The organism is Pseudoalteromonas sp. NZS100, from assembly GCF_015864815.1.
GTDB lineage: Bacteria > Pseudomonadota > Gammaproteobacteria > Enterobacterales > Alteromonadaceae > Pseudoalteromonas > Pseudoalteromonas distincta.
In genome coordinates, this window is the sequence record NZ_JADYWM010000017.1 from 1 (window position 1) to 20,681 (window position 20,681).

General features: G+C 39.3%; 18 protein-coding genes and 1 riboswitch. Of the genes, 6 read left to right on the plus strand and 12 right to left on the minus strand.

Features of this window, described 5'->3' with window-relative positions:
• Nucleotides 1-21 precede the first annotated feature (21 nt).
• From rhlP to I6E69_RS15660, 3 genes are read right to left on the minus strand one after another with little or no spacing between them, the layout of a single operon-like run.
• Nucleotides 22-846 (minus strand): rhombotarget lipoprotein, encoded by an 825-nt coding sequence (gene rhlP / locus I6E69_RS15650; protein ID WP_197121645.1) that lies wholly within the window; start codon nucleotides 844-846, stop codon nucleotides 22-24.
• Between the two features lie 48 nt (nucleotides 847-894).
• Nucleotides 895-1,239 (minus strand): lactoylglutathione lyase, encoded by a 345-nt coding sequence (locus tag I6E69_RS15655; protein ID WP_138489301.1) that lies wholly within the window; start codon nucleotides 1,237-1,239, stop codon nucleotides 895-897.
• A 13-nt stretch (nucleotides 1,240-1,252) separates the two neighbouring features.
• On the minus strand, nucleotides 1,253-2,188 hold the full coding sequence (locus I6E69_RS15660) for a LysR family transcriptional regulator (RefSeq protein WP_197121618.1): 936 nt from the start codon (nucleotides 2,186-2,188) through the stop codon (nucleotides 1,253-1,255).
• Nucleotides 2,189-2,322: 134 nt separating this feature from the next.
• Between I6E69_RS15660 and I6E69_RS15665 the strand changes: the two genes are divergently transcribed.
• A complete protein-coding gene (locus I6E69_RS15665; protein WP_197121619.1) occupies nucleotides 2,323-3,348 on the plus strand; it encodes a zinc-binding alcohol dehydrogenase family protein in 1,026 nt (341 codons plus the stop codon).
• A gap of 362 nt (nucleotides 3,349-3,710) precedes the next feature.
• Nucleotides 3,711-4,367 (plus strand): nitroreductase family protein, encoded by a 657-nt coding sequence (locus I6E69_RS15670; protein ID WP_197121620.1) that lies wholly within the window; start codon nucleotides 3,711-3,713, stop codon nucleotides 4,365-4,367.
• A gap of 80 nt (nucleotides 4,368-4,447) precedes the next feature.
• Here the strand turns inward: I6E69_RS15670 and ribB are convergent, their stop codons facing one another.
• From ribB to dapB, 6 genes are all read right to left on the minus strand, one after another.
• Entirely contained in the window at nucleotides 4,448-5,101 is a 654-nt protein-coding gene (gene ribB / locus I6E69_RS15675) for a 3,4-dihydroxy-2-butanone-4-phosphate synthase (protein WP_197121646.1), read from the minus strand.
• 245 nt (nucleotides 5,102-5,346) lie between these two features.
• A riboswitch (FMN riboswitch) is annotated at nucleotides 5,347-5,518 on the minus strand.
• Between the two features lie 79 nt (nucleotides 5,519-5,597).
• The gene (locus tag I6E69_RS15680; RefSeq protein WP_197121621.1) at nucleotides 5,598-6,653 is read right to left on the minus strand and encodes a S66 peptidase family protein; all 1,056 of its coding nucleotides are present in this window, start codon (nucleotides 6,651-6,653) and stop codon (nucleotides 5,598-5,600) included.
• 158 nt (nucleotides 6,654-6,811) lie between these two features.
• A complete protein-coding gene (gene greA, locus I6E69_RS15685; protein WP_004335404.1) occupies nucleotides 6,812-7,288 on the minus strand; it encodes a transcription elongation factor GreA in 477 nt (158 codons plus the stop codon).
• A gap of 48 nt (nucleotides 7,289-7,336) precedes the next feature.
• Entirely contained in the window at nucleotides 7,337-10,555 is a 3,219-nt protein-coding gene (gene carB, locus I6E69_RS15690; RefSeq protein WP_197121622.1) for a carbamoyl-phosphate synthase large subunit, read from the minus strand.
• A gap of 16 nt (nucleotides 10,556-10,571) precedes the next feature.
• The gene (carA, locus tag I6E69_RS15695; protein WP_004335400.1) at nucleotides 10,572-11,708 is read right to left on the minus strand and encodes a glutamine-hydrolyzing carbamoyl-phosphate synthase small subunit; all 1,137 of its coding nucleotides are present in this window, start codon (nucleotides 11,706-11,708) and stop codon (nucleotides 10,572-10,574) included.
• Nucleotides 11,709-12,069: 361 nt separating this feature from the next.
• Complete coding sequence (dapB, locus tag I6E69_RS15700) at nucleotides 12,070-12,873, minus strand: 4-hydroxy-tetrahydrodipicolinate reductase (RefSeq protein ID WP_197121623.1); 804 nt, start codon at nucleotides 12,871-12,873, stop codon at nucleotides 12,070-12,072.
• Between the two features lie 353 nt (nucleotides 12,874-13,226).
• On the opposite strand from dapB, the gene I6E69_RS15705 reads away from it, so the two are divergent.
• The 3 genes from I6E69_RS15705 (at nucleotide 13,227) to I6E69_RS15715 (ending at nucleotide 16,676) form a co-directional block, all read left to right on the plus strand.
• Entirely contained in the window at nucleotides 13,227-14,540 is a 1,314-nt protein-coding gene (locus I6E69_RS15705) for a Na+/H+ antiporter NhaC family protein (RefSeq protein ID WP_004335396.1), read from the plus strand.
• A 132-nt stretch (nucleotides 14,541-14,672) separates the two neighbouring features.
• Nucleotides 14,673-15,461 (plus strand): nucleoside-binding protein, encoded by a 789-nt coding sequence (locus I6E69_RS15710; RefSeq protein WP_197121624.1) that lies wholly within the window; start codon nucleotides 14,673-14,675, stop codon nucleotides 15,459-15,461.
• Nucleotides 15,462-15,659: 198 nt separating this feature from the next.
• Nucleotides 15,660-16,676, plus strand: a complete 1,017-nt coding sequence (locus tag I6E69_RS15715) for an alpha/beta fold hydrolase (protein WP_197121625.1) — start codon at nucleotides 15,660-15,662, stop codon at nucleotides 16,674-16,676.
• 110 nt (nucleotides 16,677-16,786) lie between these two features.
• On the opposite strand, the gene I6E69_RS15720 is transcribed toward I6E69_RS15715, so the two are convergent.
• The gene (locus tag I6E69_RS15720; RefSeq protein ID WP_138489307.1) at nucleotides 16,787-17,584 is read right to left on the minus strand and encodes a M48 family metallopeptidase; all 798 of its coding nucleotides are present in this window, start codon (nucleotides 17,582-17,584) and stop codon (nucleotides 16,787-16,789) included.
• Between the two features lie 197 nt (nucleotides 17,585-17,781).
• On the opposite strand from I6E69_RS15720, the gene I6E69_RS15725 reads away from it, so the two are divergent.
• Nucleotides 17,782-18,984: a Bcr/CflA family efflux MFS transporter gene (locus tag I6E69_RS15725; RefSeq protein ID WP_004335389.1), complete on the plus strand. Its 1,203-nt coding sequence runs from the start codon at nucleotides 17,782-17,784 to the stop codon at nucleotides 18,982-18,984.
• A gap of 26 nt (nucleotides 18,985-19,010) precedes the next feature.
• On the opposite strand, the gene grpE is transcribed toward I6E69_RS15725, so the two are convergent.
• Together grpE and I6E69_RS15735 are read right to left on the minus strand one after the other, a co-directional pair.
• The gene (gene grpE / locus I6E69_RS15730) at nucleotides 19,011-19,622 is read right to left on the minus strand and encodes a nucleotide exchange factor GrpE (protein WP_024597391.1); all 612 of its coding nucleotides are present in this window, start codon (nucleotides 19,620-19,622) and stop codon (nucleotides 19,011-19,013) included.
• A gap of 58 nt (nucleotides 19,623-19,680) precedes the next feature.
• Complete coding sequence (locus I6E69_RS15735; protein WP_004335385.1) at nucleotides 19,681-20,646, minus strand: HrcA family transcriptional regulator; 966 nt, start codon at nucleotides 20,644-20,646, stop codon at nucleotides 19,681-19,683.
• Nucleotides 20,647-20,681 lie beyond the last annotated feature (35 nt).

Here is a 20,681-nt window from a genome sequence, read left to right on the forward strand (position 1 = left end):
AAAGTTTTCTGGCGAATTCAATTATACCTTATCTTCATGCTGTTTGTTTTTCATACCACAAAGATCAACACGCCCTAATAACGACAACAAAACGAGTAAATAAATACTCAAAGAGCCACCGCTACTAGAGCCATCTTTATTTTCGACTTTTGCAATTTCTTCTTCTTTAACACGTGTTTTAAACCTTGATAGCTCTGCATCTAAATTAGTAGTCATATCACTAACTGCTAGATTAAAACCTTCAGCCGACTTTTCAGATAACGTTTCATCAATACCTATTGCTGTTGTTCTTTTTTCAAGTTTACTTATACCTGGTGCTCTAAATAGCATTTTTCTACTTTTAATATCAAAAACAGCTGTATCCACAAAGGTTTGAATTGTATTTTCATTACCTGGAATAACGTACATACCCACTATTGTCCAATAAAGTAAGGCTGCATTATTTTCATACGATTGCGTAACTTGATCATATGAAACCAGTGCCATTACATCTACATCGTAAAGCCTCCCAACTTGCTCGAGTGTTGCAAAACCTTCACCTCCTTTTAAATAGGTACTTGGTATAACTTCAATGCGGTCAATGTAATCATATTGTAGAAATGACTTTTTTACTTTTTCGAGTAACTCGACTTGGTTTTGGGTCTCTAACCCGTCTGGCTGCCAGTTTTTAGACGGTACAAATGCAATTCCGACGGTAACAGGGAGTTTTAAAACAGGTATCTCAGGTTTATAGGTAGAGCGGCTTTGTTGATCAGGATATAAGAAGTCCATTAAGCTACTAGATTGCGTATTTTTACCTGTATTGTTACTCACAAGCGAACTACAAGAAGCAAGTAAGGTCGCCATAAAAATAATTATATATTTATTAAATTTCACATTTATTCCTTTTTATTTTTAATTTAATTCAGTTACGTGCCAAAGCTCACCCGATGGTCCCCATAAGTAAATAACGCTACCCCAAGGTTCTTGTTTTATACCCTCAAAGCGGATATCAAAACCGTTTAGGTTACTAATGAGTTCATATGCTTCATCTATATTTAACACACAAAGTTGCAGCATTAAGTTTTCAGCAAACGTTTTATTATAATAACGCTGTAAAAAGAACGTACATTCGCCAAAGGTACACACACATAAATCATTTGAGGCATCTTCAATCTTAAATCCAAGCGCTTTATAAAAACACTGAGATTGTTCATAATTTTTACAGGGAATAAAAACTCTAATATCATCAACTTGCATAACTCTTCCTTAATTAGCTCAGTACGCTTTTATCAATAATTCCTTTATTTACCAACTGCTGCAAAATAGCTTGGGATTTTGCTCTGCATGCATCACGTAGTAAACGCACCGCTGGGGTTATTGACTGCCTACTTGGGCAAATAAGCCAAAGTTCACCATTAACATGTTGATAATCTTGCATTACAGTAACCACCCTGTCATTGAGTAAATCATCGGCTATATCAAGGGCTGATTTTACAGCCAAGCCTTTACCCGCAACGCACCAGCGCCTTACTAAATCGCCATCGTTTGAGGCGCGCCTGCCATTCATTTTAACTTTATATTTTGACTCACCATCACTGAATTCCCACGTATTATTTATAATATCCTGCAACTGATAAAACAAACCTTGATGCGACGCTAAATCATCGGGATGCATGGGAGCCTCGTTTTGTAAGAGATATTCGTCAGTTGCACATAACAAGCGCGGTACGTTACAAATTTTAAAACCATAAACGCTAGCATCATTAGGCGAGCCATAACGAAGTGCTATATCAACTGAGTCACGGTAAAAGTCGATATTACTATCACTTATATGCGTTCTTAAACTTAGCTTTGGATAAGTGTCCATGAGTTCATCAATCCATGGGATCACTAAGTTACGGCCTAAGTCAGATGAAAGGGCAACACGCAGCTCGCCTTCTATTTCGTCGTGTTCACCTTTTAGATTTTGCTTTGCAAGCTCAAGTACAGCTATAGCCTGCTCACATTGTGGTATGTAGCGCTCTCCAGCAGCCGACAACCTTAAATGACGTGTTGTACGAACAAACAGCTCGCTACCAAGGGCTGCCTCAACACGTTTAATAGCCGCGCTTGCTGTGGCTGTACGCATATCTAACTTAGCAGCTGCGAGCGTAATACTTCTAAACTCAGCGACTTTTAAAATAAGTTTTAAATCTTCTATGTTCATATTATCTATTTATATTTGATAATGATTCAACAATTATGCGGTTTATCTATATTAAAGCAAGGTCTACTATTATATCCATCAGCTAGCCAAAGCATGGCTTGCACCTTATATGTAAACAAATTAGGACACTTATTATGAAAGCCATTGGTTATAAAAAATCTCTTCCTGTTTCTAATCCTGAATCGTTAATTGATGTTGAATTACCACAGCCAGTTGCAACAGGTCGCGATTTATTAATTAAAGTTAAAGCTATTGCAGTTAACCCAGCAGATTACAAAGTGCGTGCATCTATGCCCCCTGCTGATGGTGAAGTAAAAGTTATTGGTTGGGATGCCGTTGGTGAAGTTGTTGCCATCGGCGATGCTGTAACGGCATTTAAACCTGGCGATGCTGTTTACTACGCAGGTGATATTACCCGCCCAGGTAGTAATGCAGAATTTCAATTAGTGGATGAGCGCATTGTAGGGTTCAAACCACAAAGCTTAAACGATGCTGAAGCTGCTGCATTACCCCTTACTGCAATAACAGCGTACGAATTATTATTTGAGCATTTAAACATTGTAAAACAAGCAGCTGATTCAACAACAAAATCAGACGAAGTTATTTTAGTAACAGGTGCCGCAGGCGGCGTTGGTTCTATTTTTATCCAGCTTGCTAAAGCGATTACTGGCGCAACTGTGATTGCCACTGCATCGCGTGAAAGCTCACAAGCATGGGTTAAAAAACTAGGCGCAGATTATGTTGTTGATCATACAAAACCATTACCCACTCAAATTGATGCATTAAACATTGGCTCGATAACACATGTAGCAAGTCTGCACAGTACTGATACTTATTTTGAAGCGTATACAGAGGTACTTGCACCCTTTGGTAAAATTGCAATGATTGACGATCCTGAGTCATTAGATGTGAGTAAATTAAAAATGAAGAGCTTATCGCTACATTGGGAATTTATGTTTGCCCGCTCAATGTTTAATGCCAAAGATTTAATTGAGCAAAGCAAGTTATTAAATCATGTTGCTGAGTTAATTGATCAGGGCCATATTCAAACAACGATTGGTAAAAATTTAGGCGTTATAAATGCGGCTAACCTGCGTATTGCACACGCAGAACTTGAAGAAGGTCGCTCTATTGGCAAAATAGTGTTGGAAGGTTTTTAATTCCATAAATACTAAATACGCGCTGCCTGAATTAATTGAAGGTACCAATGTAATTGGTGTCTTCAGCCAATATTTCGGGGTGGCTATGGCTGTATTTATATTTATTAAAGAAACTATTACCTAATAATATTTGATAATGATTCAACCATATACCTGTTTATCATATTGTAATAACCCACTACTATCCGTACCTAGCTATATTGATAGGCCTTACTTTACGTAGATATCAATTGAATTAAATAAGTAGAGTGATTTAAAAACACGATATTATTTTTGTAATAAATTTTTAAAAGGGTTTGTTTTTACTAAAACTGACTCAACATAGTAAATACTGGTAAAACACCTACTCAACGGAGAAACTAATGACTCACCCTATTATTAATGACTTAGAAAAGCGCTACACAGCAAAACGTTACGATGCAACGAAACGTGTATCTCAAGACGATTTAGCCGTTATTTACGAAGCTATGCGCCTGTCTCCTTCATCTATTAACTCGCAGCCTTGGAAATTCATCGTAATTGAATCAGATGAGGCAAAAGAGCGTATGCATAGTACATTTGCTAATAAATTTGCGTTTAACCAGCCACATATTAAAACAGCTTCGCATATAATATTATTCGCTCACAATCCTAAATATACCCGCGATGACTACGCACAAGTTATTGATGCAGATATTAAAAATGGCCGTACTAAAGCAGAAAATCGCGAACAAGCTTTTGGTGCTTATGCGTTTGTTGATATGAATACTGATGAGCAAGGCAGTAATGAAGAGTGGACTAAAGCACAAACTTACATTGCACTGGGTAACACTATGCATGCCGCTGCACGTTTAGGCATTGATTCAACCCCAATGGAAGGCGTAGATGCCGAGCTGATTGGCGAAGTCTTTGAAAAAGAACTTGATGGTTACGTATGCGACGTCGCATTAGTACTTGGCTATCATGATAGCGCTGAAGATTATAATGCTAAATTACCTAAATCTCGCTTAGCAAAAGAGCAAGTTATTCAGATTTTATAAGTAATACGTTATAAACTTAAATGATAACAATATTAAAAAACCACTTATTTAAATAAGTGGTTTTTTTGCTTTAAAGCAGTTTAACTTACTTTGCGCTGTGCAGCCTGAATGTATTGCACTAAATCTTCAATAGAAACCACGGTCATACTATGTTTATTAGCATAATCACTCACCTCAGGTAAGCGCGCCATTGAACCATCTGGATTTGTTAGTTCGCAAATTACGCCAAATGGTTTTAAGCCGGCAAGTTGCATTAAATCAACGGATGCTTCGGTATGACCGCGACGCACTAATACGCCACCCGTTTGTGCTTTTAAACCAAATACATGCCCTGGGCGCGATAAATCACTTGGTTTTGCATTATCTGCTGTCGCTGCTTTTATAGTAGTTACTCTATCAGCAGCAGACACGCCTGTTGTAACGCCATGCTTAGCTTCAATAGTGACTGTATAAGCGGTGTTATTTTGACTCGTATTGTTAGCTACCATTTGCGGTAAATCGAGCTGTTTAATGCGTTCCTCCCCCATGCATAAGCAAACAATGCCGCTGCCTTCGCGGATCATTTCGGCCATTTGAGAAGTCGTTAAATGCTCAGCTGAAAAAACAAAGTCGCCTTCATTTTCACGGTTTTCATCATCAACAACAAGTACGCCTTGGCCTTGCTGTAGTGCAGTGATTGCACTTTGTACGCGGGTATGGCTTTCGCCGAATTGAGTAAGTAGAGACTGAATCATCATTATATTCCAAATAAAAATAATAGATTCAGGACTGTGAAAGGATCAGTAATACATCACTTAAATTTAAAGCGATCACTACCAAAATAGCTTAAATAAAATAACAAAAAGCACGCAGCAAAAAGCAGCGCACACTGTTATACCAATAACATTAAATTAGTGACTAATTATAGCGCAAAGAAAATAGCTCACTTAACGCGATACAAGGATCATGTCTTTAATAAAATTGGTTTTAGTATAATAAGCCATATTCTCTTTCATCCGGACTGTAACCGTCGGCTCTGGCATCTCACCAGATCTGCTTGACCTTTACTTAACCTAAAATAAGTTAAATAAAGCGCTCGCGGGCTCGTTTAAGTCATAAAAAACATTAAACATACCGCCGGTGGGGAATTTCACCCCGCCCTGAGAATTTACAGTAAGCATTAGCACTTACTGTAGGCATATTATACGCTTGTATTTATTTGTTTTTCAAAACTAAATACAATAAAAACTACTAAAGTTGAATATTTAACGATGCGCGATCTACTATACCTTCGTTTATATCAGCAACTAGCGTACAGGTAGCACCATTGACCAAATTTAAGTTAGGTTGAACGTGCCCTATATCGGCATCAAAAATTACAGGAAATAAACACCCACCTAGCGCTACATCTAACGCATGGCGATAATCAAAGGCATCGTAATGACCTTGTGTTATTTCACTTCGCCCTAAAACCAAGCCATTGATATCATCGAATATACCGGCTAATTTTAATGACAGTAAAAATCGTGCAACGGTTGTTGGTGTAAGTTCTGAGTTTTCGAGGTATAAAATAAGCCCTTCGGGCGCACTGTCCTTTTTAAACTCATGCAGCGCTAAAAATGGCGAGTCGAGCAATAAACCTACGGTATCTAAACACCCACCAAATAACCGACCAGACATTTCTATGGTACGTTTATCTGTGTAGTTTAAACATTGCCAGTTTGTGGGCTCACTCGGGCTGAGTAATTCGTTCGGGTTTTTCGCGTAATTAGGCTTATTTTTTTGGTATAAAGAAGAAGGACCTTGCTCAAATTTACTACCGGCTTCGTAAGTCAGAGTTTCAAATATTTGTAAGCTATACGGATTTTTTTCATCTGGGTGTAACTGCATAAGATTGGCGCTGTGAAGGGTTGCCCATTGGCACTTAGCAGTGAGTGCACATGCAATAGTACTCACATCAGAAAAACCAACTAACCACTTAGGCTTTGCTTCTTTAATGGCGTTAAAATCAAGTAGTGGCAGTATTTCCATTGCCAGCTCCCCCCCCATTGGCGGCATAATCGCATCTATTTCATCATCTAATAAAAAACCCATTAGCTGCTTAGCATGCGCTTTAGCATTAAGCTGTTCACGTGGTTTGTTTTGACGTAAAAACTCGCCTTCAACAACATTATACCCTCGTTGTTTTAGTCCATTTATAACAATATCTAATCGTCCGTGATACTTTTCTTTTAGCCCAGATGAAAGCGAGCAAATAGCAATTTTAGAGCCTACTTTTAAAGGCGCTGGGTAAAGTATATTAGCCATTGAGTGTTCCTTTTAATGAAGTGATTATGTACCTATATCATCATGCTCACTCTTTATGCAATATGAACACCCTTATCAGTATAGTGATTTATTTAAGGCATAAAAAAACCGATGTAAATACATCGGTTTTTATTTAAAACGTTAAAGTGAGTTATGCGTTAAAGATACTCAACTTCAATGATTTCGTACTCAACGATACCTTTTGGCGTTTGGATAGACACTGCATCGTCTACTTGTTTACCAATTAAGCCACGTGCAATCGGTGAATTAACAGAAATTAAGTTGTTTTTAATATCTGCTTCATCATCGCCTACAATACGGTATTTTACTTCAGCATCCGTATCTACATTTACTATAGTTACGGTAGTACCAAAAATAACTTTGCCCGTATTTGGCATTTTAGTTACGTCGATTATCTGAACATTTGAAAGTTTAGCTTCAATTTCTTGAATACGACCTTCACAAAAACCCTGTTGCTCACGTGCAGCGTGGTACTCAGCGTTTTCTTTTAAGTCACCGTGTTCACGCGCAACAGCAATGTCGGCGATAATTTTTGGACGGGTAACTGTTTTTAATTCGTTAAGCTCTTTGCGCAGTAAATCTGCGCCACGAACTGTCATCGGAATTGATTGCATACTTTTCTCACTTAACACCAAGGCCCTAGTTGGCCTTGGCACATTTCCTTAGTTCAATCGCAGGTGTAGCTCTTGAACTGACGTTACTTTACTACGGTCATCTGCTTTGTTAGCAGTACAGTTAGCAAAAGCCGCGTTCAAGGTTGTCGTATAGTTGGTTTTATTTTGCAATGCACCACGACGTAACACCTTCGAATCTTCGATCGCTTGGCGACCTTCGGTGGTATTAACGATATAGCTGTACTCTTTATTCTTGATATAATCAAGAATATGCGGGCGGCCTTCATATACTTTGTTTACACGTCGTACTTCAATGCCAGCTTCTTCAAGAGCGTGTGCCGTGCCACCCGTTGCGTCAAGTTCAAAACCTAAGTCGGTCATAATCTTGGCTAATTCAACAATGCGTGGCTTATCGCTATTACGAACAGATAATAACGCGCGACCACCGCGTGGTAAAGTGTTGCTTGCACCTAATTGTGCTTTTGCGAATGCTTCGGCGAAAGTATCACCAACACCCATCACTTCACCCGTTGAGCGCATCTCAGGGCCACGAATTGGATCCACACCCTGAAACTTAGCAAATGGTAAAACAACTTCTTTAACGCTGTAATAAGGAGGGATCACTTCTTTAGTGATACCTTGGCTTGCCAAAGACTGACCCGCCATACAACGAGCCGCCACTTTTGCAAGCGCTACACCGGTTGCTTTTGATACAAACGGTACAGTACGAGCGGCACGCGGGTTAACTTCAATTAAGTACACTTTGCCATCTTTTACAGCAAACTGTGTATTCATTAAGCCAACAACACCAAGCTCAAGCGCCATATCGGTTACTTGCTTGCGCATCACATCTTGCACTTCTTGCGATAAAGAATGTGCTGGTAATGAACATGCTGAGTCACCAGAGTGAACACCGGCTTGCTCAATGTGCTCCATGATACCGCCAATAATTACTTGCTCGCCGTCGCAAATTGCGTCAACGTCAACTTCAATTGCGTTATCTAAGAAACGGTCAAGTAATACAGGTGCTTCGTTTGATGCAGATACAGCTTCGGTCATGTAGCGACGTAAATCGTCTTCATCGTATACAATTTCCATTGCACGACCACCTAGTACATACGACGGACGTACAACTAGCGGAAAACCAATTTCAACTGATTTAAGTAGTGCTTCTTCAGTTGAAGTTACTGTTGCATTTTCTGGCTGAAGTAAGTTCAAACGCTCAACAAGTTGTTGGAAACGTTCGCGGTCTTCTGCACGGTCAATCGCATCAGGTGAAGTACCAATTACTGGAACGCCATTCGCTTCAAGCTCACGCGCTAATTTAAGTGGTGTTTGACCACCGTACTGCACGATAACGCCTTTTGGCTTTTCAACACGTACGATTTCAAGTACGTCTTCAAGTGTAATTGGCTCAAAGTATAGTCTATCAGATGTATCGTAATCGGTAGAAACCGTTTCAGGGTTACAGTTAACCATAATGGTTTCATAACCGTCTTCGCGAAGCGCAAGCGAGGCATGTACACAACAGTAATCAAATTCAATACCTTGGCCGATACGGTTAGGACCGCCACCAATAACCATGATTTTATCTTTATCTGTTGGGTTTGCTTCACACTCTTCATCGTAAGATGAGTACATGTAAGCTGTGTCTGAGCTAAATTCTGCGGCGCACGTATCAACACGCTTGTATACTGGCACGATGTTCAATAGGTGGCGTTTTTTACGAATTTCAGCTTCAGATACACCAGCAATTTCAGCTATACGTGGATCTGCGAAACCTTTGCGTTTAAGTTTACGTAGGAAGTCGGCATTTAAACCAGCCATACCTACTTCACCAATTTTTGCTTCGTCTTTTAAAATATCTTCTATTTGTACTAAGAACCAGCGATTAACTTTAGTCAGCTCATAAACATCATCAACGCTCATACCATGGCGCATTGCATCGGCAATGTACCAGATACGCTCAGCACCTGGCTCGCGTAATTCGCGAATGATTTTTTCTTTCGCTTTAGGGTCATCAAGTGCAACTATTGGGTTAAAACCTGTTGCGCCCACTTCAAGACCACGTAATGCTTTGTGTAATGATTCTTGTTGGTTACGACCAATCGCCATTACTTCGCCAACCGATTTCATTTGCGTAGTTAAACGATCGTTAGCACCGGCAAATTTTTCAAAGTTAAAGCGAGGAATTTTTGTTACAACGTAATCGATTGAAGGCTCAAAAGATGCTGGAGTTTTACCGCCAGTAATATCGTTTTGAAGCTCGTCAAGCGTGTAACCTACTGCTAGCTTTGCAGCAATTTTAGCAATTGGGAAACCCGTTGCTTTTGATGCAAGTGCAGATGAACGTGATACACGTGGGTTCATCTCAATGATAACCATACGGCCATCTTCAGGATTAATACCAAACTGCACGTTAGAACCGCCAGTTTCTACACCAATTTCACGTAATACCGCCATAGAGGCGTTACGCATAATTTGGTATTCTTTGTCGGTTAGCGTTTGCGCTGGTGCAACGGTGATTGAATCGCCAGTGTGAACACCCATAGGGTCAAAGTTTTCAATGGTACAAACAATAATACAGTTATCGTTTTTATCACGTACAACTTCTGTTTCGTACTCTTTCCAACCAATGAGTGATTCATCAATCAATAATTCGTTTGTTGGCGATAAGTCTAAACCGCGCTCACAAATTTCTTCAAACTCTTCCATGTTGTAAGCAACACCGCCACCGGTGCCACCCATGGTGAAAGAAGGACGAATGATACATGGTAAGCCAATTCGGCTCATTGTATCTTTAGCTTCTTCCATTGAGTGAGCAATTTCAGCACGAGGACATTCAAGGCCAATGTTTTTCATTGCTACGTCAAAGCGTTCACGATTTTCTGCTTTGTCGATTGCATCCGCCGTTGCACCAATTAGCTCAACGCCGTGCTTAGCCAATACACCATGCTTGTCTAAATCAAGTGCACAGTTTAATGCTGTTTGACCACCCATTGTAGGCAATACTGCATCTGGCTTTTCTTTTTCAATAATTTTTTCTACCACTTCCCAGTGAATTGGTTCGATGTAGGTAGCATCGGCCATTTCAGGATCGGTCATGATAGTTGCAGGGTTTGAGTTAACTAATATAACTCTATAGCCTTCTTCTCTAAGTGCTTTACACGCTTGAGCACCAGAGTAGTCAAATTCACAAGCTTGACCAATTACAATTGGGCCTGCGCCTAAGATAAGAATGCTTTTTATGTCGGTACGTTTTGGCATTATTACTCCAGTTAAATTAGTGTTTACGCGCTTGCATCAAATCGATGAAGTGGTCAAATAATGGTGCTGCATCGTGTGGACCTGGACTTGCTTCAGGGTGACCCTGGAAGCTAAACGCAGGCTTATCAGTACGATGAATACCTTGAAGCGTTCCATCAAATAACGATTTATGCGTGGCACGAAGCGTACTTGGTAGGCTTGATTCTTGAGCTGCAAAACCATGGTTTTGAGCTGTGATCATAACTACATTACGGTCTAGGTCTTTAACTGGGTGGTTACCACCGTGGTGGCCAAATTTCATTTTTTCTGTTTTAGCACCTGAAGCAAGGGCTAATAACTGATGACCTAAACAGATACCAAAAATAGGTGTGTCGGTTTCTAAAAAGGCTTGAATGGCTTCAATAGCGTAAGTACATGGCTCAGGATCACCAGGGCCATTAGATAGGAAGATACCATCAGGGTTTAAAGCAAGTACGTCAGCGGCAGAAGTTTGCGCTGGTACTACTGTAAGTTTACAACCACGGTCTACAAGCATACGTAAAATATTACGTTTTACACCGAAGTCGTAGGCAACAACATGAAACTTTTCATCAGCAGCGTCAAGGGTTTTAAATCCTTCACCTAATGTCCAGCTTGATTCGCGCCACTCAAAATTTTCCTTGGTTGAGACAACTTTTGCTAAATCCATACCTTTTAAACCTGGGAAGGCTTGCGCGGCTTGTAACGCTTTATTTTCGTCTAGCTCGTCACCGGCAACAATACACCCGTTTTGTGCGCCTTTGTCACGCAAAATTCGAGTTAGCTTTCTGGTGTCGATGTCCGCAATACCTAAAATATTACGTTCTTTTAAGTAATCATCTAACGATTGCTCGTTACGAAAGTTACTTGCTAGCAGTGGCAAATCACGGATCACTAGGCCTTTAGCCCAAATTTGATTCGCTTCTTCGTCTTCGCTGTTGGTACCCGTATTACCGATATGTGGGTACGTCAAAGTTACGATTTGTTCCGCGTATGATGGATCAGTCAAAATTTCTTGATAACCAGTCATAGACGTATTGAATACCACTTCACCGACTGACATGCCGTCAGCGCCGATTGCAGTACCGCGAAACACTGTGCCGTCTTCTAGGACTAACAGAGCGGATTTAGTCAAGTTAAACCTCCTAACAGTAAAAAACGGGAGTAAGCAATTGCTTAACACCCCGCCAATACCCAGAGGGATCGTCAAAACCAGATTTTTGTGAGCTTAAATTGTTTTACGCAGTCTTAAATGATGCAGATGTAAAGCATTCAACCTTCAATCATTTTTCTTGCCTAAAACTATTTTCATTCCCACTGAAACCCTGGATTTACTAGCCACTTGGGTATAATTGGAAACACGCATTTAGTAATTTTTGGCAAATTGGCTGCATATTACATGAAGTTGCTATTTAGGTCTAACATTATTTGGTTAATTGTTACAAATAAGTCACTGTAGGTGAAATTAGACCCAAACAGTTAAAATAGTAACTAAACTACTTAAGATCTAGCACATCTTGCATATCATAAAGTCCAGCAGGTTTGTTTTTTAACCAGCTTGCAGCCCTTATAGCACCTAGAGCGAACGTCATTCTCGAACTTGCTTTATGTGTTAATTCAAGCCTTTCGCCCATTGTAGCGAAGTATGCGGTATGTTCACCTACTATATCGCCCCCTCTTAGGACAGAATAACCAATCTCATTTTGAGATTTCGCTGTTTCTATTTGGCTTCGGTCATATACCGCAACCTGGTCGTGATCCCAGCCTTTCGCTTGCGCGATTGACTCACCTATTGCCAGTGCAGTACCCGATGGTGCATCTATTTTATGACGGTGATGCGCTTCAAATATTTCGATATCTAAATCGTCACCAAACTTAGTCGCTGCAGTTTGCACAAGGTTAAGTAATACATTGACACCTACGCTGTAATTTCGCGCAAATACAATAGGGATATGTTTAGCGGCATCGTGTAATAGCGCCATATCATCATTTGTTAAACCTGTTGTGCCAATTACCATAGGAATTTTTTGTGCAACAGCTGTTTTTAAATGGTTTTTCATACCCGCTGGCAGCGTAAAGTCGATTAAAACATCTACATCATCTATTGTACTTTCGTCGCTAAAGCTAACACTGTTATCGGCTGCGCTATTTACTTGATTTACATTAATGCCTAATAGCGATGAACCACTACGAACATATGCGCCTGTAAGTTGTGTTTGCTCTTTAATTGTCGCGGCTTCTAATAGGGCTAAGCCCATTCTGCCGTTAGCACCAAAAACACCTATTCGATTTGTAGTCATGGTTTTTACCTAATTTAATTTGAATCCGTTTATTAGCCATATATCCGGGCATTAAAAATACGCAGGTGGGTATTTTTATGCAGTTGGATAAATATTAATCGCTGAAAATCGCGTTGCTTTATAGATATTATCTAAAAGTCATGCAATAGTCAGGTGACCTTTTAATTTAATAATAATAACAATACCAGTTTACTTTAGCCATCTATACATTTAAACTTCTCTTTCGCGTCGATTTGGTCTTTGGCTTGCGGACGCTGCGGCTAACAACTTTTTAAAATAAAAAGTTGTACTGCTAAATTCAGCTAAAAGAGGAGTTTTGGCTGTGATAAATTTTACTGGTTATGAGGATTATGATGCAGCCATCATTTAATAAAAACAAAGCAATACTTTCTTTACTTCCCCTACTTACCTTTGTAGCGCTATTTTTAGGCTCAGGTTTGTATTTGCAATCGCAAGGGGTTGATTATGCTTTTTACCAACTACCTGCACCTGTTGCTATATTGCCCGCCATCATGCTTGCGTTTATTTTAAATAAAGGCACGGTAAACCAATGTGTAGAGACCTTTATTAAAGGTGCCGGACACAACAATATTATTACCATGTGTTTAATCTACTTACTTGCAGGTGCTTTTTCGGCTGTGGCAAGTGCAACCGGTGGTGTAGATGCGGTAGTAAATGCAGGCTTATCGCTTATTCCACCTTCGTTATTGCTCCCTGGTTTGTTTTTAATTGCGGCCGTTGTTTCTACTGCAATGGGAACGTCAATGGGTACGATTGGCGCCATTGGCCCTATCGCTTATGCGGTATCAATTAAAACGGGTATAGATCCAGCATTAATGGCCGGTACGATTGTATCTGGCGCTATGTTTGGCGATAACTTATCTATTATTTCAGACACCACTATTGCAGCTACGCGCACGCAAGGTTGTGAAATGAAAGACAAGTTTAAAGAAAATCTTAAAATTGCAGTCCCTGCAGCCATTCTAACAATCGCCCTGTTGTTTTATTTAACACCTGCGGCACAAGTAGTTGAAACTAAAGATTATGATATTTGGTTAGTACTTCCTTATGCCTTTATTTTAGTGTTAGCAGTTGCCGGCTTGAACGTATTTGTAGTGTTGTTTAGCGGTATTATTTTTGCCGCATTAATGGGCTTTACAGGAAGTTACGAAGGCGCAAGCTTTGTAAAAGACATTTACAAAGGCTTTACTGATATGCAGGAAATATTTTTACTTTCTATGTTTATTGGTGGCTTATCTGAATTTATTCGTATTAACGGTGGTCTTGATTACATTGCTCAAAAAATTCAAGCGATTACTAAAATCATTGCAAAATGGCACCGTAAAGTGGCTGACCAATTAGGTATCGCTGCGTTAGTTTTAACAAGTAATGTATGTATTGCTAATAATACAGTGTCTATTATTGTGGCCGGCCCTATTGCTAAAAAACTAGCAGATGACGGTGAAATAAGCGGTAAACGTTCAGCCAGTTTACTTGATATATTTGCCTGTGTTACACAGGGTTCTTTACCATACGGTGCCCAAGCATTGTTATTAGGCGCTACGTTTAAGATTAGCCCGTGGGAAGTATCTACCTCGTCATACTACTGTTTTATTTTAGCATTTACAGCCATTGCAGTTATTTGCTTGCGTCGTAATAAAGCATAATTTAAACACCGATACTATGTTGCAGCTTAATAAGTAAGCTGCAACATATGTTAAAATAACACTCTACATATCAATCACTTTTGCTATAATGCGCGCCTTCGCGTGTCACTAAAATTATAGTTAAATACAGATATGAAATTTAAAAAATTACTTCCTCTCGTTACTTTTACATCAATTGCTTTATCGTCTTCTGCTTTTGCGGCTAATTGGAGCAGCACAGCACTACATATTAATAATGGCGACCAAAAAAACCCATTCACTGAGCAAAAGTCAAACACCACTGTTTACTCGGTTCAACATGCATCGGGTTACGATTACGGCGATAACTTCTTTTTTATCGATTACAGTAAAGACGATACCGATGATGGTTACCAAGATGCTGATTTTTATGGTGAGTGGTATTCAACGGTAAGCTTATCGGCCATTAGCGGCGAAAAAATTAGCGCAGGCGCATTATTAGATGTGGGCCTTACCGGTGGTATTAACGTTGCTGGCGACGCTAAAGTAATGAAATACTTGCCTGGTGTTAAATTAAGCTGGGATGTACCTGGGTTTAACTTTTTTCAAACGCTGTTCACAGCTTACATTGACGATAGTGAAGGGGTAGCAAAAGGCGGGGCTCCTATTGAAACAAATAGTTGGATGCTTGATGTTGCCTTTGAATACCCTTTTAATATTGGCTCACAAAAATTTAGCTTTAAAGGCCACGCTGAATACATTGCAGAACGTGAAGATGAATTTGGTAACGATGTAGAGGCGTGGATACTCGCACAGCCTATTTTAGTATGGGATATGGGCCACGCTCTTCAAATGAAAGAAAACACACTACTGTTGGGTATGGAATTACAATACTGGCACAATAAACTAGGTACTGAAGTCACTGAGTCAGTGCCACAAATCCATATTGAGTGGACGTTTTAAGCTTTAACAATACTCGTCTTACCCTACATTAATAAGCGAAGCTCTATTTTAGCTTCGCTTTTTTCATCTCCAAATTAAACAACGTTGAGCATGACAAAGCCTCAATTGAATAGTACTTAATGTTTGGTTACTATAATGAATTATTCTGAGTTTTATATATTAGAGCTCATATTATTTGTCCTTAATTGGAGTAACCAAATGTCGTCGATTAAAGTTATTTGCTTTTCTACTTTATTGTTATTAACAAACAATGCATTAGCGAGCACAACGCAAGATACCTCTTCACTTTCTTATGATGCACTTTTAAGCAGTTACCAGTACGATTTTAAAGTAAATTACTTTAACATTGAGTCACAAAAACAGTCTCTTAAAATGGCCTATATTTACTTAAAGCCCACCAAATCCGACATGCCTACAGTGACGCTTATGCACGGCAAAAATTTTAATGCAGATTACTGGACTACTACTGCGCAATACCTGCAATCTTTAGGCTACGGCGTATTAATCCCTGATCAAATTGGTTTTGGAAAATCATCTAAACCAACTAATTACCAGTATTCATTTGCGGCTCTTGCTAACCATACTCATGCGTTAATGGACTCACTTAATATAAAAGAGTCAATTGTATTAGGGCACTCTATGGGTGGGATGCTAGCGAGTCGTTTTGCATTAATGTACCCAAACACAACTAGTAAATTAATTTTACTTAACCCTATTGGGCTTGAAAACTATCTGCAGTATGTTGATTACAAAGATACAAATTTTTTCTATAAAAACGAATTTTCAAAAACGCCAGAAGGCGTAAGAAAATACCAACAAAAAAATTACTACGATGGTAAGTGGAATGCCACATATTCAGCCTTAACCGACTTTATAACAGGGCAAATACAAGGCCCAGATAAAGAACAAATGGCATGGGTAAATGCAAAAACATACGATATGATTTTCACTCAACCTGTAATAACCGAATTTAAAGATTTAGCAGTACCGGTTAAATTAATTATTGGTACACGCGATAGAACCGGCCCTGGCCGTAACTGGAAAAAAGACGGTGTTGATTACGAGCTTGGTCGATATGATAAATTAGGCAAACACGCTGCAACACTTATCCCTGACGCACAATTATTTGAACTGGATAATTTAGGGCACCTACCGCACATTGAAGATTTCGAACGCTTTAAAAATGTATTTAAACAAGCACTTGCTGCTGAATAACCACGCTTAAAAACTAAAATAAAACCCCTGTAGGTAAATACTTACAGGGGTTTTATTTTAATTACGCATTAATACTAAACGTACACTACTTCAGATAGTAAAGCGCTTAACTACAGTGTGCATTGTGGGTTTTTACCCTGTGCTTTAGCAGTGCTTTGCTCGCTAAGTGCTTTACTCATTTGCGCTTGTAGATTTTTAATACGGTTACTTGGCGCTGGGTGAGTAGATAAAAACTCAGGGGTTGTACCGCTGCCCGCTGCACTCATATTTTCCCAAAGTGTAACCGACTCTTGTGGATTAAAACCCGCCTGTGCCATTAAATCCAGACCTATAGTATCGGCTTCTGATTCGTGAGAGCGGCTAAATGGTAAAACAACTCCATATTGTGCGCCCAAACCTAAGCCTTGCATAATTTCGTTACGGTATTGAATATTACCCATTTCAAGTGCAGCACTACCAAGCTGCATACCGGTATCTAAAATAGAGCTTTGTGAAACACGCTCATTAGAATGCTCAGCAATTACGTGCCCTACTTCGTGCCCTAGTACTGTTGCTAGTTGGTCTTGATTGGTGGCTATTTTTAATAAGCCCGTATGAACCCCAATGTAACCACCAGGTAGTGCAAAAGCGTTAGCAGATTCATCTTCAAATACCACGACTTCCCAATTTTGCGACGCGTATTCTTTTGGTAATACAGCGACTACTTTTTCAGCAATGCAATTTACATATGCATTTGTTTTTGCATCTTTATTAATTGGTTGGCTTTTTTTCATATCTGCAAAGCTAGCTGTGCCCATTTCACTCATTTGTTGATCTGAGTAAAGCGCTATTTGAGTACGTCCTGTTGGTGACGTTTTACAACCGGCTAAAACGGCTGTCGCTAATACTGCAAGTACTAGTTTTTTCATGATAATTCTCTTAAGTAATGAATTTTTTATTGCTTGTAGAATAGCAAACACAGTACCAATTTAAAATATTTGCTTTATGTACCGTTATATTAAAAAAAAGCAATATGACGATAAACTTAGCGGGCAAACTAAGTTTATCCAAATACAATGCCCTGTTACACTATAACCCTTGTTTTTAGTGATTGTTGAGTTTACACATGGACGCCTCAGCCTCGTCTTTTAATACCCGTATTTTATTGCCTTTATTAGCCAGTATCGTGGCGATTACGCCATTGGCGATAGATATGTACTTACCTGCCATGCTGGTAATTGCAAACGATTTACACACTAATATGCCCAATGTACAAATATCGTTGAGTATTTACTTAGCAGGCTATTCATTAGGGATGCTATTTTTTGGCCCCATTGCCGATCAAATTGGCCGCCGTAAGCTTGCACGTATCGGCTTAACCTTATTTGGTGCAAGCTCACTTGCACTGGCATTTACCACCGAAATCCATGCTTTTTGGACTCTTCGAGCAGTGCAAGCATTTACGGGAGCGGCAGCAACGGTAGTAGTACCGGGTATTATTCGCCATATTTATCAGCAAAATACAGCTAAAGGAATGTCATATGTATCGATGATTATGATGGTAGCGCCGTTAGTTGCCCCCTCTGTTGGCTCGTTTATTTTAGGATTTTCTGTTTGGTCAACCATATTTTTGGTTCTTGCTGGGTATAGCTTTTTAATATTGGCGTTTGTGCAAGTGTATCTAATTGATATTCCTATTCACAAAAACGAAAAAAAGGGTCTCGCTCTATTTTTTGATAGCTATAAAACAGTACTCAGTAATAAAGATGCACGTGCCGACATACTCAGTTCTATGTTTGTATCGTTTGGATTTTTTTGCTTTTTAACATCAGTACCTTTTATATATTTAGATTTATATGAAGTGTCAGAACAGTTATTTGGTGTGTTATTTGCTTTTAACGTAATGGCGCTGATGTTTGGTAACTTTTTAAATACGCGAATTGTACCAAGGCTGGGCTCTCGAAAAATGCTCTATATTGGGCTTGTATGTGGGTTTGTATCGGGGCTTGCGCTATTAACATTTAGCTTATTGCATTTATCACTTTATTATATTGTGGCTGCTATTGCGCCATTAATGATGAGTTTAGGCGTCACAGCAAGTAATGCTGACTCGTTAATTTTAATGAAGTTTGAAAAAAACACAGGCACGGCAACGGCCGTAATTGGTACACTTCGTTTTGGCAGTGGCGCATTAGTTGGCCCACTACTCGCTATTATGCATGCAAAAAGCGCAGTGCCGTTTTCAAGTTTAATGTTTAGCGCTGTGTTGCTTACTATGCTCGTACAGTTAATTCACTATAAAAAAGACAAAAAAAATGCCTCAATATGAGGCATTTTTTAAAACTAATAATTCAATTAAGCATCAGCAGCTTTAGAAACCATAACCATTGCAGGGCGTAATAAACGACCATTCAATGTGTAACCTTTTTGCATAACAGCAAGTACTGTATTAGGTGTTACATCGTTACTTGGTTGAATTGACATTGCTTGATGAAAATCTGGATTAAACTGCTCACCTTGTGGGTTTACAATTTCAACACCAAACTTTGCAACAGCATCGTTAAAGCTTTTAACTGTCATATCGATACCTTCAAGCAACGGCTTTAAAGTCTCATTTTCTTTATCAGAAAACTCAATAGCACGCTCAAGATTATCAATTACAGGTAGTAATTCGTTGGCAAATTTTTCTAGTGCAAACTTATGCGCTTTTTCTACATCTTGTGCTGCACGACGACGAATGTTGTCTACGTCTGCTGCAGCACGAACAACACCATCTTTTTGATCAGCAATAGTTTGTTTAGCAGCTTCAAGCTCTGCATATAGCATAGCTATTTCTGCTTCAGGGCTTTGCTCTTCTTCTGCATGTTGATCAGCGGCTTCTACTGCTGCTTCTACATCAGCCTGCATTTTAGAAATTTCTTCGTTTAATTCTACTTCTTGCTCAGGGTTTTGTGTCTGCTCAGACATAAAATACGTGCTCCAATTCTTTACAACTGCGGTAATTATGGGGATTGAATAAAAAGATTCAAGAGTTAGATGCCTCAATTAATTTAAATTCTCGAATTATTTCTTCGATTTGCGCTGATTTAGGGCAAATTATACAAAAGCGGCTTTGGTATTCTTGGTTTTGAAAGTACGGCACGCTTATTACAATCAATTCATCACACTCAGTAAAAGGCAATTTTTCGCTATTAAGTACCGAGACACCGTTTTTAAAAGCGAGTTTATCTTCTACATAATTTAAAAACGAAACACCAATATTTAAACTTTGCTCACAATCGATTTGTTTATAGAGGTAATTTTCGCCAACTACAATACTATTATCTGAGCCTAATTTTTGACTTAGTTGTCGCGTCCATTGATTAAGCGAATCATGACAATTTCGAGGCGCTGTATTTGCCATCGCTTGCATACGATACAAACCCTCCATAAGAGTTTGTTGGCTAAATACGGTGTTCAACCATGTTGCAAACTGATAACGAACAGAATCTGACGAATCATGAGGTTTATCAATACAAATGTTGTGGCTCTGCCCAGCCCTGTCTATTAATAGAATAAGCCAGTCGGTAGAATCAAAATCAAGCACCTCTACTCTAAACACTTGCTGCGAGCTGGCTTGTGGTAAACCAACACAACAACATATTTGGTATTTTTGGCTCAAACCATGTGCTAGTTCAACGAGTTGTGATTGCTCTGGTTGCCAATAATTAGCAATGTCAGCGAGTGGAAAAAACTCATCAAACCAATAATCAAACCCTTCATTTGTGGGCACTCGTCCTGCAGATGTATGAGGTGAATACAATAACCCCACTTTTTCTAAGCGAGCCATAGCATTACGAACCGTAGCCGAGCATACTGCCATGCCTTTGAGTTTGGCAATTTTTGTTGATGGAACAGGCAAGCCTTCACCATTACAGTACATGTTCATAACAGCTGAAAAAATTTGCTGATCTCGTGAGTTTAGTTTCATGGTATCTACATCTTGTTGCATGAAAGAGATATCGGGGCGTTTAGTTGTTTTTCAAG